Origin of the sequence: Bradyrhizobium sp. BRP19 (assembly GCF_020194195.1) — a bacterium.
In the GTDB taxonomy this organism is placed as follows: domain Bacteria; phylum Pseudomonadota; class Alphaproteobacteria; order Rhizobiales; family Xanthobacteraceae; genus Bradyrhizobium; species Bradyrhizobium yuanmingense.
Genome location: NZ_JADYVZ010000001.1, coordinates 272,522 through 286,466, shown reverse-complemented (window position 1 = coordinate 286,466; position 13,945 = coordinate 272,522). Strand labels below are relative to the sequence as shown.

At 64.0% G+C, this 13,945-nt stretch carries 13 protein-coding genes; 8 read left to right on the top strand and 5 right to left on the bottom strand.

Annotated features, from left to right (window positions below):
* Positions 1–215 precede the first annotated feature (215 nt).
* The gene (locus I6F36_RS01345; protein ID WP_225143327.1) at positions 216–842 is read right to left on the bottom strand and encodes a LysR family transcriptional regulator; all 627 of its coding nucleotides are present in this window, start codon (positions 840–842) and stop codon (positions 216–218) included.
* 131 nt (positions 843–973) lie between these two features.
* Here I6F36_RS01345 and I6F36_RS01340 point away from each other — a divergent pair, with 131 nt between their 5' ends.
* Entirely contained in the window at positions 974–1,366 is a 393-nt protein-coding gene (locus I6F36_RS01340; protein WP_225156922.1) for a RidA family protein, read from the top strand.
* A 44-nt stretch (positions 1,367–1,410) separates the two neighbouring features.
* Positions 1,411–2,112 carry an L-2-amino-thiazoline-4-carboxylic acid hydrolase gene (locus I6F36_RS01335; RefSeq protein WP_225170921.1) on the top strand — a complete coding sequence of 234 codons (702 nt, stop codon included), beginning with the start codon at positions 1,411–1,413 and terminating at the stop codon, positions 2,110–2,112.
* A gap of 286 nt (positions 2,113–2,398) precedes the next feature.
* Here I6F36_RS01335 and I6F36_RS01330 read toward each other — a convergent pair whose 3' ends face one another.
* From I6F36_RS01330 to I6F36_RS01315, 4 genes are all read right to left on the bottom strand, one after another.
* Entirely contained in the window at positions 2,399–3,424 is a 1,026-nt protein-coding gene (locus I6F36_RS01330; RefSeq protein ID WP_225125179.1) for an ABC transporter permease, read from the bottom strand.
* Between the two features lie 11 nt (positions 3,425–3,435).
* On the bottom strand, positions 3,436–4,938 hold the full coding sequence (locus tag I6F36_RS01325; protein ID WP_225170920.1) for a sugar ABC transporter ATP-binding protein: 1,503 nt from the start codon (positions 4,936–4,938) through the stop codon (positions 3,436–3,438).
* Positions 4,939–4,953: 15 nt separating this feature from the next.
* Positions 4,954–5,973: a sugar ABC transporter substrate-binding protein gene (locus I6F36_RS01320; RefSeq protein WP_036010114.1), complete on the bottom strand. Its 1,020-nt coding sequence runs from the start codon at positions 5,971–5,973 to the stop codon at positions 4,954–4,956.
* Positions 5,974–6,115: 142 nt separating this feature from the next.
* The gene (locus I6F36_RS01315; protein ID WP_225170919.1) at positions 6,116–6,520 is read right to left on the bottom strand and encodes a globin; all 405 of its coding nucleotides are present in this window, start codon (positions 6,518–6,520) and stop codon (positions 6,116–6,118) included.
* A gap of 481 nt (positions 6,521–7,001) precedes the next feature.
* Here I6F36_RS01315 and I6F36_RS01310 point away from each other — a divergent pair, with 481 nt between their 5' ends.
* The 6 genes from I6F36_RS01310 to proS all read left to right on the top strand — a co-directional run bounded on the left by I6F36_RS01310 (position 7,002) and on the right by proS (position 13,862).
* Positions 7,002–7,376: a DUF2946 family protein gene (locus I6F36_RS01310; RefSeq protein WP_225170918.1), complete on the top strand. Its 375-nt coding sequence runs from the start codon at positions 7,002–7,004 to the stop codon at positions 7,374–7,376.
* A gap of 85 nt (positions 7,377–7,461) precedes the next feature.
* Positions 7,462–9,672 carry a TonB-dependent receptor gene (locus I6F36_RS01305; protein WP_225170917.1) on the top strand — a complete coding sequence of 737 codons (2,211 nt, stop codon included), beginning with the start codon at positions 7,462–7,464 and terminating at the stop codon, positions 9,670–9,672.
* A 62-nt stretch (positions 9,673–9,734) separates the two neighbouring features.
* Complete coding sequence (locus I6F36_RS01300; RefSeq protein ID WP_225125182.1) at positions 9,735–10,268, top strand: copper chaperone PCu(A)C; 534 nt, start codon at positions 9,735–9,737, stop codon at positions 10,266–10,268.
* Between the two features lie 29 nt (positions 10,269–10,297).
* Positions 10,298–10,816, top strand: a complete 519-nt coding sequence (locus tag I6F36_RS01295; protein ID WP_036010104.1) for a YcnI family protein — start codon at positions 10,298–10,300, stop codon at positions 10,814–10,816.
* A complete protein-coding gene (locus I6F36_RS01290; protein WP_225170916.1) occupies positions 10,816–12,378 on the top strand; it encodes a copper resistance CopC/CopD family protein in 1,563 nt (520 codons plus the stop codon). Before I6F36_RS01295 ends, I6F36_RS01290 begins: the two co-directional genes overlap by 1 nt.
* Before the next feature lie 164 nt (positions 12,379–12,542).
* Positions 12,543–13,862: a proline--tRNA ligase gene (gene proS / locus I6F36_RS01285; protein WP_225170915.1), complete on the top strand. Its 1,320-nt coding sequence runs from the start codon at positions 12,543–12,545 to the stop codon at positions 13,860–13,862.
* Positions 13,863–13,945 lie beyond the last annotated feature (83 nt).

Here is a 13,945-nt window from a genome sequence, read left to right as displayed (position 1 = left end):
TTTCGACTAGGCTAATATGGCGTGCGGTCGTTCACAACGGAATTGGGTTGGTCTGCTGGTGCCAGATGCTAATCTAAGGCACCCACCGAGTTCCCGCCGTTGCGGGGCGGGTTTATGAGTACGCGCCCTAGACGGTCATCGCGATTTTTCTCTTTACGGGTAGGGCGTTGAGTTGAACGGAAGTCCCGGGCCTCGGCACGCAACCTTCGGCTCCGTCAACTCCCGACGCCGCCGACCAGACGCGGGCGGTGATTTGCGAGCGGTTTCGCCGCGGGCAGGGCGCGTAGCCACACGCGAAAACTGACCACCTCCGGACAATCTGCCGTGCCTTCTGGCGCAACCAGCCAATCACCCGCGCCTGATCCCTCATCGATCCGTTCACAGCGATAGCCGGGATGGTGGCTCACGCCGCGACCGATCAAGAGGTCCACCTTTCCCTCGACGAGCTCATGCAGGCCGGCGGGCTGCAGCACGCTCAAGCCGATCTCCGCATGTGCGCTGCGAAACGCCGCAAGCTGGAGGCGGCGCAGGTCGTGACTTCCGTGCACCCCCACTTGCAGCAGCACCGTGCCTGACGGCTTCAATTGCGAGGTCGCCTCCGCAATGTGGCGAAAGCCTTCCGAGATCCCGGGCAGATACGCCCGGCCGGCCTCGGTGAGGATGAGCTGCTTATGCAGCCGCTCGAACAGCTGCACGCCGAGGCGCGCCTCCAGCGCTTTCACCTGCTGCCCCACGGCCGCGGGCGTGACGTGCAGCTCGTGCGCGGCCAGCTTGAAGCTGAGATGGCGCGCGGCGGCCTCGAAGGCGCGGAGCGCGTTGAGCGGGGGAAGGGCGTAGGTCATCGCAATTGCACTTTGACACCGATAGGCCGCGTCCTTGCAATAGATTTTCTTGCGCTGAACCGCAGCAATGATGCTTTGCGCTAGCGTGATGCCGCCGGATACGCTTGACGCGCAAAATCTGGAGAAACGTCATGTCGCCAGCTCACATCGTCAGCCACAATCCCGCAACGGTTCACCCGCCCGCCGGCGGCTACTGCATGGGCCTGGAGCTGAAGCAGCATCGCCGACTGCTGTTCATCAGCGGCCAGGTCCCTCAAAATTCCGACGGCACCGTGCCCGACGGCTTCGAGGCGCAATGCGAGCAGGCCTGGCGCAATGTCAGGGAGGTGCTGGCCGCGGCAGGTCTCGGAGTCGAGCACCTGGTCAAGGTCACCACGTTCCTGACGGACCGCAGTCAAGTCGTCGCCAACCGCGCCATTCGCCGCGCGGTGCTCGGGGAGCATCAGCCGGCGCTGACGGTCGTGGTGGTCGAGACCGTCGACAGCAAATGGCTGCTGGAGATCGAGGCGATCGCCGCGGAATGAAGCGGTCGTCGATGTTGCAATGAGCCAATCATATCAGGTGTCCAATGGCTGAGATTCATCCGTTCTACCAGACGCATCGCCGCGCGATGGAGGCCGCCATGCGCGAGCGAATAGACCTTGCCGAACCGATGCTCCGCGAGCGCGCGCATCTCTCCGATATCGACGCAATCAGGCAGCAAGTGATGGACGAATTCGAGATCGTCCTCACCCAGATGCCCTATGTCGGCGGCGCGGGAAGCCGCATGAGCGATTTCTTCATGCGCCTGACCGGCTTCATGGCCATCAGCCGGGTGCTGCGGCGCCACGGCGTGCCGGTGCCCGTGATCGGGGAGATCGAGCGGGAAACCTACAAGGCGCAACTGCTGACGATGCCCGAAGCCGAGCGTCTCGCCGCGGGGCGTCAGTTCATGTCGCCGGAAAACCAGGGCTTGATGCGTGAGCAGGCGGCAAGGAGCGTTACCCGAGCTCACCAAGCGGAGTTTCCAGAAGATTTCGTCTACGAGTTCGTCGAGCCGGGTCCGCAGGACAGCTTCGAATTCGGCATCGACTACAAGGCCTGCGGCTTCTGCAAGCTCGCGGCGCGCCGCGGCGACACCGAGATCCTGCCGACCATCTGCGGCCTCGACTTCGTCGCCTACGCCACGCGAGGCATCCGCCTGGAACGGACCCAGACGCTGGCCGGCGGCGCCAGCCACTGCAATTTCCGCTTCTCGCGATTGCCATCAAACGCGAAGGCCGAGTGCTAGGCCGTATTCCTTCTGCCGCTACATCGTCATTGCGAGCGCAGCGAAGCAATCCAGAAATGCAGCCGCGGAAAGACTCTGGATTGCTTCGCTGCGCTCGCAGTGACGGGGGTGCACCGGCCTTTCGAAGCCGGCTGCCGATGATGACATCATACCCCTGTTTTGCCCGACGGAGCAAATCGGCTTCGTAAAATCCGCAAGTTTACGACGCCCGTCGGCAAGTCATTGATTCCGTTGGCGCCGGCTACTGTGCATGGGGTTGTTTTCGCACTTTTGTCTTGCCGGCCGTCTATTCCGCCGCTTTCTCCCTCAAGCGCTGCGCATAGACGTTGATGACCAGCGCCGCCAGGAGGATCAGGCCGCGGATCAGGATCTTCAGGAAGCTGTCGATGTTGACGTGGTCGAGGCCGTTATTGAGCACACCGAGGACGAAAAGCCCGACGATGGTGTTGCCAATGCCGCCGCGGCCGCCGAAGAGGCTGGTGCCGCCGACCACGACCGCGGCGATGGAATCGAGCAGGTAGGTGTCGAACTCGTTCTGCTGCGCACTGCCGAAATGGGCGACGCCGAGCATGCCGCCGAGGCCCGAGCACACCGCCGAGATCACCATGACCGCACCGAGGATCAGCTTGACGTTGAGGCCCGAATATTCGGCCGCCTCGCGATTGCCCCCGACCATGTAGACGTAGCGGCCGAAGCGCGTGTAGGTCAGCACCAGATGGCCGCCGAGCAGCATGATGGCGGCGACGATGACGATCCAGGGGATGCCGCCGATCGAGCCGGAGCCGAGCGTCGTGATCAGGCTCGGCACCTTGTAGGCGATCTGGCCGCGCACCAGCAGCGCGGAGATGCCGGCGGCGATCTGCATCATCGCCAGCGTCATGATGAAGGAGGGGATGCCGATCACGGTCAGCCCCACCGCGTTGACGAGACCGAGCAGGGCGCAGAGCAGGAGCGACAGGATGATCGCGACGGCGCCGGGCAGGGGGATGTTGGCGATGTTGACGTAGGATTCCTGCAGCGTGAAGTAGGCGACCGCAATGCCCGTGACGTTGGCGATGCTGGCGACCGACAGGTCGATTTCGGCGCAGAGGATCACGAAGGTGAGGCCGACGGCGATGATGCCCGTCACCGACACCTGGGTCAGGATGTTGCCGAGATTGTCGAGCGTCGCGAAGGAGGGGCTGGCGAAGGCGAAGAAGGCGGTGAGGAAGATCAGCGTCAGGAACGGGGCGATGTTGCGCATCTGCGAGCGCAGGAAGGGCGCAAGGCCCCGTGCCCGTTGTCCTGTCGCCAAAGCCGTCTCGCTGCTCATGTGCTTCTCCGTCACGCCGCTTCCAGCAGGCGGTCCTTGCTGACCGGCTCGTTCTTGAATTCACGCACCAATGCGCCGCGCTTGAGCACGAGGATGCGGTCGGCCAGCGACAGCACCGTTTCCGGCTCGGTCGACAGCACGATGATCGCGAGCCCCTTCGTTCTGAGGTCGCGCACGATGTTGATGACGTCGTTCTTGGCGCCGACATCCATGCCGCGGGTCGGCTCGCACAGCACCAGCAGCTTGGGCGGATAGGTCAGCCATTTCGCCAGCGCGACCTTCTGCTGGTTGCCGCCCGAGAGCATGCCGAGATCGAGACCGACCACTGGCGGCCTGATCTGCAGCTGCTCGACCTGGCGCTTGGCGATGTCGCGCTCCTGCGCCGGCTTGAGCAGCAGCGAGGAGATGCGGTCGAGAATGCTGATCGAGATGTTCTTGTAGACCGGCTCCTGGTGGAACAGCATGTCGCGCCGGCTCTCCGGCACCAGCGCCACGCCGGCGCGGCGCGCCGCCGCCGTGCTGGCGAACGTTTTCGTCACGCCTTCGACTGCAAGCGTCCCGCCGTCCGGCTTCAGCTTGCCGAACAGGACGCGCGACAGCTCCTGCTGGCCGCAACCCATGAAGCCATAGATGCCGAGCACCTCGCCGGCGCGGGCCTCGAACGAGACGTCCTGAAGGCTGCGGGACAGCGACAGCTGATCGACCCTAAGAATCACCTTGCTGTCGCTCGGTTGCGGCAGCATCAGATCGTCGGTGTAGCTATGCTCGAGCGCCTCGCCGCCGCGGCCGATCATGGCCTCGATCAGCGCGCCCTTGCTGGTCGCGGCGCTCGCCGTCTCCGCAACCTTGCGGCCGTTGCGGAACACGGTCACCGTGTCGGACACCAGCAAGATGTCCTCGATGAAATGCGAGATGAAGACGATGGCAGTGCCTTGCTCGCGCAGCCGCCGGAGCGTTGTGAACAGGCGCTCGACCTCGGGCGGGGAGAGGGCGGAGGTCGGCTCGTCCAGGATGACGATGCGCGCGCCGGAGAACAGCACGCGCGCGATCTCGATCAACTGCTGCAGCCCGATCGGAAGGTCGCCGAGCCGTGCCATCGGATCGACGTCGATGCCGAAGCGGGCGAGCTGCTCGCCCGCCTCGCGCGCCATCCGCCGCCATTGCACGAGGCCGAAGGCGTTGGTCGGCTGGTTGCCGAGGAAGACGTTCTCCGCGACCGTCAGGTCGGGCGCGACGCTGAGCTCCTGGTGCACCATGGCGATGCCGGCGGCGTGCGCATCGCGCGCCGAGCGAAAATGCATCTCCTGGCCGTCGACGAGGAAGCGGCCGGAGAACTCGGTGTGCACGCCGGCGATGATTTTCATCAGCGTGCTCTTGCCGGCGCCGTTCTCGCCGACGAGACCATGGATCTCGCCGGGATAGAGCGCGAAGTCGACACCACGAAGCGCTTCGACGCCGCCGAAGCTCTTCGTGATGCCCTGCAGTTCCAGGATGGGCTGTTGTCCCACGCTCATGAAGGATCTGGAGGCTCAGATCAGGAAGTGATCCTGCATCCACTGCATCCCGGCCGCATTCGCCTTGGTCACGACCGGACCGTCGGTGACGACGTTCTTCGGGATGCCCTGTCCGCTCTTCTCGCCGCCGACCACGGCGGAGACGCCCGCGACGATCGCGCCGCCATGGATGCGGCAGGACGGATTGCGGACGGTCGCGAACATGCGGCCTTCGCTGACCGCCTGGATCGCCGGCGGCATGGCGTCGACCCCGCCGATCAGGATGTTGGTGCGATTGCGCGCCTTCATGATGTTGGCGGCGGCCAGCGCCATGTCGTCATTGTGGAAGAAGGCCGCATCGATCTGCGGGTATTTGGTCAGATAGGTCTCCCAGAGACGGGCGGTCTTCGAGACGTCCCAATCGGCCGGCTGGGTGTCCAGCACTTCGATGCCCGGGAATTGCTTGACGACCGAGTTGAAGCCCTTGGCGCGGCCCTGCGCACCGGTGTGGCCGAGCGCGCCCTGCGTCATGATGATCTTGCCCTTGCCGCCCATGGCGTTGCACAGCGCCTGTGTCACCGAAGCGCCCATGAACTCGTTGTCGGGAGCGAGGAAGGAATGGACGTTGATCTGATCGAGCGGCGCGATCAGCGTGTCCATGTCGATCACAGGCGTGCCGGCATCGATCATCTTCTGCACCGGCTGGGTGAGGGTGCCGATGCCGAAGGCCTGGATCGCGACGAAGTCCCATTTCTGCGAGGCCATGTTGTCGATCGCCGCGCGCTGCTTCACCGCATCGAGCTGCCCGTCGAACCAGGTCACCTCGACATTGAACAGCTTGCCCCAGAATTCCGCCGCCTGCTTGCCTTGCGCGCACCAGGTGGCCTGGAGGCCGGCGTTGGAGAACGCCGCCTTCAACGGCTTCTCGCTGCGTCCGACTGCGGCCAGTGCGGGGTTTATGCCCATGCTGCCGAGGATGGCAGCTCCGGCGCCGGCGGCCGCAGCCGCCTGAAGAAGATCGCGCCTGGTCGTCGAGAAATCTTTCGTCCCGGACATCGCTCGCTCCCATATATTTTGTCGTCGGCGCGTCATTGGTAGCGCTACCGATCTCCGAAAGTCTCTCACAAGAGTTGTTCGCACTCAATCTGCATTCAGCCGCAGCGTCGTCGCAGCCCGTGCGTTGGTGCAGCGCAAAGCGTCAGGTGGCCGCGGCGGCGAATGCGTCGATCTCGGCGAGCAATGTATCCCAGGACTGCGCGATCTCGGGCGTCCATTCATCGCCGAGCAGATCGCGGAGCGCATCCCTGATGACGGCGAAGAACGCGATGAACAGCTCGCGTGGCGTGCCATAGGCGTCGTGCGAGGCGACCTCGCACGCGATTAGCCGGAAATGCCCGCGGCGCTCGCCGGCGAAGTCGAGAATCGCCTCGATCGTCAGCGCCAGCATCGACCCCTTCACGAGGTCACCGCCGTCCGTGCGGAACATCGCCTGCGTTTCCGGATGGAGATCGAACAGACGTCGATAGACGAACGGCGTGAGGTCGGCGCAGCGCGAGGCCGCACGTTCGAAGCTGTCGTGGATGGGATGAAAGGCCGCGTTCATCGACAGTTCAGCCGCGCGGGCAAAAAAAGAGCGGGGCCCTGGCCCCGCTCAAAAATTGTGTCGACCCTATTATCCCCGATCTTAAGATTTGATCTTGATTGACGGGGCGACGCTGCGTTTTGCGCGCCAGGGGCTCCTCCCGAGACTTGGACCACCAGGCCTCGACCTCGCGGTCAGCGCCTGAGCAAGAGGGATGCTAGATCAACTTTTCTCACTTGTCATCATTTTCGGCAACGAATGTTCAAAATAGGAGCAACTGACGAAACGTTCGGGCTTCTGCCTACCTAAACATATGACAGATATAAGAAATTTGTGGATGGCCGGGCAGGTTTCCCTGCCTCAGATACCGGCCGGGCTCGGGCGTAGGGCGGTCCGGCCACAGCTTTCGAGCAATTTGCGCGGGACCAAGCGGGCGGCGGAACTGGCCTCGACTCGGCTGCGCCCGAGTGATTAGTTAGCGCACGAACGAATGGTCCGGCGGATGCGCGCACGCCTGCAAAAATTTCTGCCTCTGGTCCTGCTCGCCCTGGTGATGCAGGTGCTGGCGCCGATCGCCGCCTGTCTCGCGGCCGGCCAGGCTGCGGCCGATTCGTTCTCTGCAGGCGTCATCTGCCACAGCGCAAGTGAGCAGGGCGGCCCGGTCGACGAGACCGGGACACCGGCCGCAAAAGCTGGCGCATGTGCGCTTTGTTGCCTCGCGCACGCTGACGCCTCGCTTGACGCGCCGCCCCATGCGGCGTTCTCAACTCCCGTCCGCCCCATCGCCCGCATCGTCTGGCACGTGGCGAACGCGCCCGTCCTCGCCGCCATCGACGGTTCGAGCGCTTGGGCGCGCGCTCCCCCTCGCATTTCCTGATCCGCGAAACCTTCAGCTCCGCGCCGGCTTCGGCCGTGCCGGGATCGCTATGCACCGGCTCTCTGCCGGCATCAGGAATGACCTCATGCCTCGTACAGGCTTCTTTCGACTGCTTTCCGCACGCAAAATTCTGCTTGCCTCAGCTTCTGCCCTTGTTGTGCCATCCAACGCAATCGCGGAGGAAAACCGACGCGAGCTTCCTCCCGTCACAGTCGACGCGCCGCGGGAGAAACGGGCCTCTCCAGCCCGCGCACAGCGAACCGCCGCGCGATCAACGCGGGCCCGCGCGCCCGCAACTGCGCGTCCGCAACCGACGGCAGCTTCCGAAGGGGGCCTCGGTCCTGGTGCCCTGACGGTTCTCACCGCCCAGCAGGCACTGAGCGAGATCAACCAGACGCCGGGCGGCGTAGCGCTGGTCGCAGCGGAGGCCTACCGGAATTCGACTCCCGCCAGCACGATCAAGGATGTCCTGGACTACGTTCCCGGCGTGTTTGCGCAGCCGAAATGGGGCGACGACACCCGGCTTTCGATCCGCGGATCCGGCCTGTCGCGCAATTTCCATCTGCGCGGCGTGCAGCTTTACATGGACGGCATCCCGATCAATACGGCGGACGGCTACGGCGATTTCCAGGAGATCGACCCGACCGCCTACAAATACGTCGAGGTGTACAAGGGCGCGAACGCGCTGCAGTTCGGAGCCAATTCGCTGGGAGGCGCCGTCAACTTCGTGACGCCATCGGGACGCGACCGATTTCCGAATGGAGTCTCGCTCGACGTGGGAGCCTTCGGCTTCAGGCGACTGCAGGCCAATGCAGGAGGCGCCAACGGGCCGTGGGATGGTTTCGTCACCGCATCAACGCAGGCCACGGACGGCTTCCGCGATCACAGCTTCGGCTCGGGCAACCGCGTGAGCGGCAATGTTGGCTACCAGTTCTCGCCGGATTTCGAGACGCGATTCTATCTTAACGCCAACGAGGTGCGGCAGCGCATTCCAGGAACCGTCACCAAGGCGTCTGCCTTGACCAATCCGGAGGCCGCGGCTCCGGCGAACGTTGCGCTGGACCAGCAGCGCAACATCGACACGATCAGGCTGGCAAACAAGACGACGATCCGATTCGACGACACCAGGTTGGAGTTCGGCGCTTTCGGCGTCGACCGGCACCTCATGCATCCGATCTTCCAGTGGCTCGATTATCGCTACAAGGATTATGGCGGCTTCGCGAAGGTTACGGACGACCGCATCATCGGCGGTTACCGCAACAGGCTGGTTGCGGGCGTCAACCTGTTGAACGGCAGCATCGACAACCAGCAGTTCGCCAACATTGCCGGACAGAAGGGGGCATTGCTGTCGTCGTCGATCGATCGCTCGGAGAACACCTCGGTTTACGTGGAGGACAGCTTCTACTTTCTGCCGAATGTCGCCGCGATCGCCGGCACGCAATTCCTGCATGCGACCCGCAATCGGCAGGACCGGTTTCTCAGCGACGGCGACCAGTCGGGAGCAACCCGCTTTGATCTGTGGTCGCCGAAGGCGGGCCTGCTGTGGCAGATCGACCCGACGTGGCAGGCCTTCGCCAATGTTTCGCGGAGCGCCGAAGTGCCGAGCTTCGGCGAGAGCGCGCGCGGTCCTGGCATTCCGACGATTCCGTTCACCAGCATCCGCCCGCAGATTGCGACGACCTACGAGATCGGGACCCGCATGCGACGGCCCGACTATTCGTGGGAGTTGACCGCCTATCGCGCCGATATCCGCGATGAGCTGCTGTGCCTGTACAGCGCGTTCGGCAATTGCAACGTGACCAATGCCGACCGAACCTTCCACCAGGGCGTCGAGGCTGGGGCAGGGGCAGCAATCTTCCGCCACCTCTTCGTGACAGGAGGCGCGCCCGACAAGGTGTGGCTCAACCTCGCCTATACTTACAACGATTTTCGCTTCGACAGCGATACGGAGTTCGGCAACAACCAGCTGCCCGGCGCGCCGCGTCACTATTTGCGCGCCGAGTTGCTCTACAAGCATCCGACCGGGTTCTATGCTGGTCCGAACGTCGAATGGGTGCCGCAGGCCTATTTCGTCGACAGTATGAACACGTTGACGACGGAGCCGTATGCACTGCTCGGATTGAAAGCGGGCTTCGACAATGGCGGACCGTTCTCCGCCTATATCGAGGGTCGAAACCTCACCAACAGGACCTACATTGCCAGCGCCAGTATCATCGATCGCGCCACGGCGACGTCGGCGTTGTTCGAGCCAGGCGCCGGCCGGGCGGTCTACACCGGAATGAGATATCGATGGTAAGCGCACTGGGGCTGCCGAGACCACCACGACCGATCCAATCAGATCAAAACCGAGGGAACCAAATGAACAGGATCAAGCTATCACTTCTGGCGGCCGCCATGCTGCTCGGCACCAGCGCGGCAGTCGCAGCCGACGACGTCAAGGCCGGCGATCTCGTCATCTCGCAGGCCTGGAGCCGGGCGACGCCGGGCGGCGCCAAGGTCGCCGGCGGCTATCTGACCATCGAAAACAAGGGGAGCGCCGCCGACAGGTTGGTCAGCGTGTCCGCCGATATCGCAGGCAAGGCCGAGATTCACGAGATGGCCATGGACAACGGCGTGATGAAGATGCGCGCGCTCGACAAGGGACTGGCGATCGAGCCCGGCAAGACCGTGAAGCTCGCGCCCGGCGGCAATCATTTGATGCTTCAGGAGCTGAAGGGGCCGTTCAAGCAGGGCGACAAGGTGCCGGTGACGCTTCAGTTCGAGAAGGCCGGAAAGATCACCGTTGCGCTCGACGTCCAGGGCGTCGGCGCGCAAGCACCGGGCGGTGGGGGGCACTCGGGTCACATGGACATGAAGAAAATGCCGGATCATTCGGGAATGAAGATGAAATGAGACTGTTCTGGACTCTCGGGAGACCGAATATGTCGAAGCGATGCTGCCTGATTCTGATTGCCGCGGTCGCCGCATCACCAGTGGCGGCGCATGTCTCTCTCGAGACCAAGCACGCCACAATCGGCGCGTCCTACAAGGCGGTGTTCACCGTGCCGCATGGCTGCGCGGGCTCGCCGACGGTGAAGCTCCGCGTGCAGATTCCGGAAGGGGTCATCGCGGTGAAGCCGATGCCGAAGGCCGGCTGGACCATCGACGTCGTCGAGGGCAAATATGCGGGGGAATACGACTATCACGGCAACAAGCTCTCGTCCGGCGTCAAGGAGGTGGCGTGGTCCGGCGGTAAGCTGGCGGACAAGAACTATGACGAGTTCATCATGCAGACGGTGCTGACCGACAAGCTCAAGGCGAACACGACCTTGTACTTCCCAGTGGTTCAGGAATGCGAGACCGGCGTTCGTCGCTGGATCGAGATCCCAACCGAGGGGTCAAGCCATTCGCATGAGGGCAAGTCGCCGGCGCCTGGCGTCAAGCTCCTGCCGAAACCCTGATGCGCCTCCTCGCAGCGCTCGCGACGCTGCTCTTCGCTGCGGGCTTCGCGAGCGGTGCGCTCGCGCATGCGGCGCTGATCTCGGTCGAGCCGGCGAGCGGCAGCACGCTCGCGACCGCGCCCAAGGTGGTGGAGCTGCGGTTCAACGAACCGGTAACGCCGGGCGCGATCCGGCTGATCGACGGGACGGGCAGGGCGCGGGACGAGACGCGCGTCAGTGCGTCCGGCGACACGATTTCGATCCAGATGCCGGCGGATCTGCCTGAGGGGACCGCGGTCGTCAGCTATCGCGTGGTCTCGCAGGATGGCCATCCGATCGTGGGATCGGTGATGTTTTCAGTCGGCATGCCGTCGGAGACGAAGCCGTCCGCGAGTACTGACCATTGGTTGGCCGCGCTGATCTGGCTGGCGCGCGTTGGCCTCTATCTCGGTCTGTTCGTAGGCGTCGGCGGTGTGTGGTTTGCGCGCTGGATATCATGGTCTCTGGCCGGCATGACCGTGCCGCGCATGGCGCTCGCGGTCGGCCTTTCCAGCGCGGTGGTGTCGCTCGGTGCGCTGGGTCTCGATCTCCTCGGCCTGCCGCCGGCGGCGCTCGCGACGGCCGCGCCTTGGAAGGTCGCGGTGGCAACCAGTGCCGGCCGCGCGTTTCTAGTTGCTGCCGCCGCGATGCTGTTCGCCTTGCTGGCGCTCCGCAGCGCATGGTCTTCGCGGGCTCTTGCGATCATTGCCATGGTCGGCGTGGGCCTGTCGCTCGCCATGAGCGGGCATGCCGCAACGGCGCCGCCTCGAATGATGATGCGCCCGGCGATGTTTCTTCACGGCCTGTGCGTTGCGCTATGGATCGGCGCTCTTGCTCCGCTCGCGGCTTTGCTGTCGAAGCCGACGCCGGCAACACTCGCCGTCGTGAAGCGCTTCTCGGGCATCGCCATGCCGGCGGTCGGCGTGCTGGCATTGACGGGCCTCGCCCTTGCGATTGTTCAGCTCGAAAAAGTTTCGGCGTTGGTCGAGACCCGCTATGGCCTCATCCTCTCGATCAAGCTCGGCCTGGTTCTCATGCTGCTCGCACTTGCGGCGCTCAACCGCTTCCGCCTCACTCCGGCACTCGCCCGCGATCGTGGAGCCCAGACCATCTTCAAGCGCTCGATCCTCCTCGAATGCGTGATCGCCCTCGCCATCTTTGCCGTCGTCGCCGGCTGGCGCTTCACGCCGCCGCCGCGAACGATCATTCCGGAGACGCCGTTGGCGATCCACATCCACGGCGACAAGGCGATGTTCCAGGTGCTGGTGTCACCTGGAAAGGTCGGCAAGGACGATTTCGTGCTCCAGCTCATGACCGGCGAGGGGACGCCCCTGGCGGCCAAAGAGGTGACGTTGACCCTCAGTCTGCCCGAGCGTGGCATCGAGCCGATGGAACGGGTCGCCTTGCTCGGGCCGGATGGCTACTGGCACGTGCGCAGGGTCGAGCTGCCCTTCGCCGGCCGCTGGCGTGTGCGGATCGAGGCGCTTGTGAGCGATTTCGAGAAGATCACGCTGGCGGATGAACTCGAGGTGCCGCCGCCCTAGGCTTACCGGCTTTGCTGAGCACGGTGCTCCTGAAGTCAAACCTGAAGGCAACGGAAAAATGACAGGTATTTCGCCGCGTTAGCGGCTTTTCTTCATTCCCGTCTTGTGTTTTCGCTCCCAATCCGGTTTCACTGCAGGCGATCACTGATTCCCAGAGTATTACCATGCGGTTGTCGCGGTTCTTTCTGCCCATCCTGAAGGAAAATCCGAAAGAGGCGGAGATCGTCTCGCATCGGCTGATGCTGCGTGCCGGCATGATCCGGCAGGAGGCGGCGGGCATCTATGCCTGGCTGCCGCTCGGCTTTCGCGTGCTGAAGAAGATCGAGCAGATCGTGCGCGAGGAGCAGAATCGCTCCGGCGCGATCGAGGTCTTGATGCCGACGCTCCAGCTCGCCGACCTCTGGCGCGAGAGCGGCCGCTACGACGCCTACGGCCCGGAGATGCTGCGCATCGCCGACCGCCACAAGCGCGAGCTGCTGTACGGACCGACCAACGAGGAAATGATCACCGAGATCTTCCGCGCCTATGTGAAGTCCTACAAGAACCTGCCGCTCAATCTCTATCATATCCAATGGAAATTCCGCGACGAGCAGCGTCCGCGTTTCGGCGTGATGCGCGGCCGCGAGTTCCTGATGAAGGATGCCTATTCCTTCGACCTCAACGAGGCCGCGGCGCGCGTCGCCTACAACAAGATGTTCGTCGCATACTTGCGCACCTTCGCGCGGATGGGGCTGAAGGCGATCCCGATGCACGCCGAGACCGGCCCGATCGGCGGCGATCTCAGCCACGAGTTCATCGTGCTCGCCGAGACCGGCGAATCCGGCGTGTTCATCAATCGCGATGTGCTGGACCTGCCGGTGCCGGGCGAGGACGTGGATTATGAGAGCGACCTGACGCCGATCATCAAGCAATGGACCTCGCTCTATGCGGCGACCGAAGACGTCCACGATGCCGCGCGGTTCGAGCAGGAGGTGCCCGTGGACAAGCGGGTGAACACCCGCGGCATCGAGGTCGGCCAGATCTTCTATTTCGGCACCAAATATTCCGAGCCGATGAAGGCGCTCGTGGCGGGGCCTGATGGTGTCGACGTGCCGATCCATGGCGGCTCGTACGGCGTCGGCGTCTCGCGCCTGCTAGGTGCCATCATCGAGGCTTGCCATGACGATGCCGGCATCAAATGGCCGGAAGCGGTGGCACCGTTCCGCGTCTCGATCCTCAATCTGAAGCAGGGCGATGCGGCCGTTGATGGCGCCTGCGAGAAGCTCTATGCCGAGCTCACGGCCAAGGGCGTCGACGTGCTCTATGACGACACCGATCAACGCGCCGGTGCCAAATTCGCCGCCGCCGACCTGATCGGCATCCCCTGGCAGATCATGATCGGGCCGAAGGGGCTCGCCGACGGCAAGGTCGAGATCAAGCGGCGCAGCGACGGCGCGCGCGAGACCATGTCGCCTGCCGACGCGGTCGCAAGACTTGTGGGCTGAGAAGGCTGATCGGCTGAATATTGTTCATCGCGCGATATCGCGGCCGCCAATCCGGCCACAATTGACCCCGAATCATGGGATTA

Bases quoted from the DNA above. Each gene is read 5' to 3' on its own strand.
- I6F36_RS01295 (WP_036010104.1), top strand. From the start codon at position 10,298: ATGTCGAAGCGATGCTGCCTGATTCTGATTGCCGCGGTCGCCGCATCA.
- I6F36_RS01325 (WP_225170920.1), bottom strand. From the start codon at position 4,938: ATGAGCGTGGGACAACAGCCCATCCTGGAACTGCAGGGCATCACGAAG.
- I6F36_RS01300 (WP_225125182.1), top strand. From the start codon at position 9,735: ATGAACAGGATCAAGCTATCACTTCTGGCGGCCGCCATGCTGCTCGGC.
- I6F36_RS01320 (WP_036010114.1), bottom strand. From the start codon at position 5,973: ATGTCCGGGACGAAAGATTTCTCGACGACCAGGCGCGATCTTCTTCAG.
- I6F36_RS01340 (WP_225156922.1), top strand. From the start codon at position 974: ATGTCGCCAGCTCACATCGTCAGCCACAATCCCGCAACGGTTCACCCG.
- I6F36_RS01315 (WP_225170919.1), bottom strand. From the start codon at position 6,520: ATGAACGCGGCCTTTCATCCCATCCACGACAGCTTCGAACGTGCGGCC.
- I6F36_RS01310 (WP_225170918.1), top strand. From the start codon at position 7,002: ATGCGCGCACGCCTGCAAAAATTTCTGCCTCTGGTCCTGCTCGCCCTG.
- I6F36_RS01335 (WP_225170921.1), top strand. From the start codon at position 1,411: ATGGCTGAGATTCATCCGTTCTACCAGACGCATCGCCGCGCGATGGAG.
- proS (WP_225170915.1), top strand. From the start codon at position 12,543: ATGCGGTTGTCGCGGTTCTTTCTGCCCATCCTGAAGGAAAATCCGAAA.
- I6F36_RS01345 (WP_225143327.1), bottom strand. From the start codon at position 842: ATGACCTACGCCCTTCCCCCGCTCAACGCGCTCCGCGCCTTCGAGGCC.
- I6F36_RS01330 (WP_225125179.1), bottom strand. From the start codon at position 3,424: ATGAGCAGCGAGACGGCTTTGGCGACAGGACAACGGGCACGGGGCCTT.
- I6F36_RS01290 (WP_225170916.1), top strand. From the start codon at position 10,816: ATGCGCCTCCTCGCAGCGCTCGCGACGCTGCTCTTCGCTGCGGGCTTC.
- I6F36_RS01305 (WP_225170917.1), top strand. From the start codon at position 7,462: ATGCCTCGTACAGGCTTCTTTCGACTGCTTTCCGCACGCAAAATTCTG.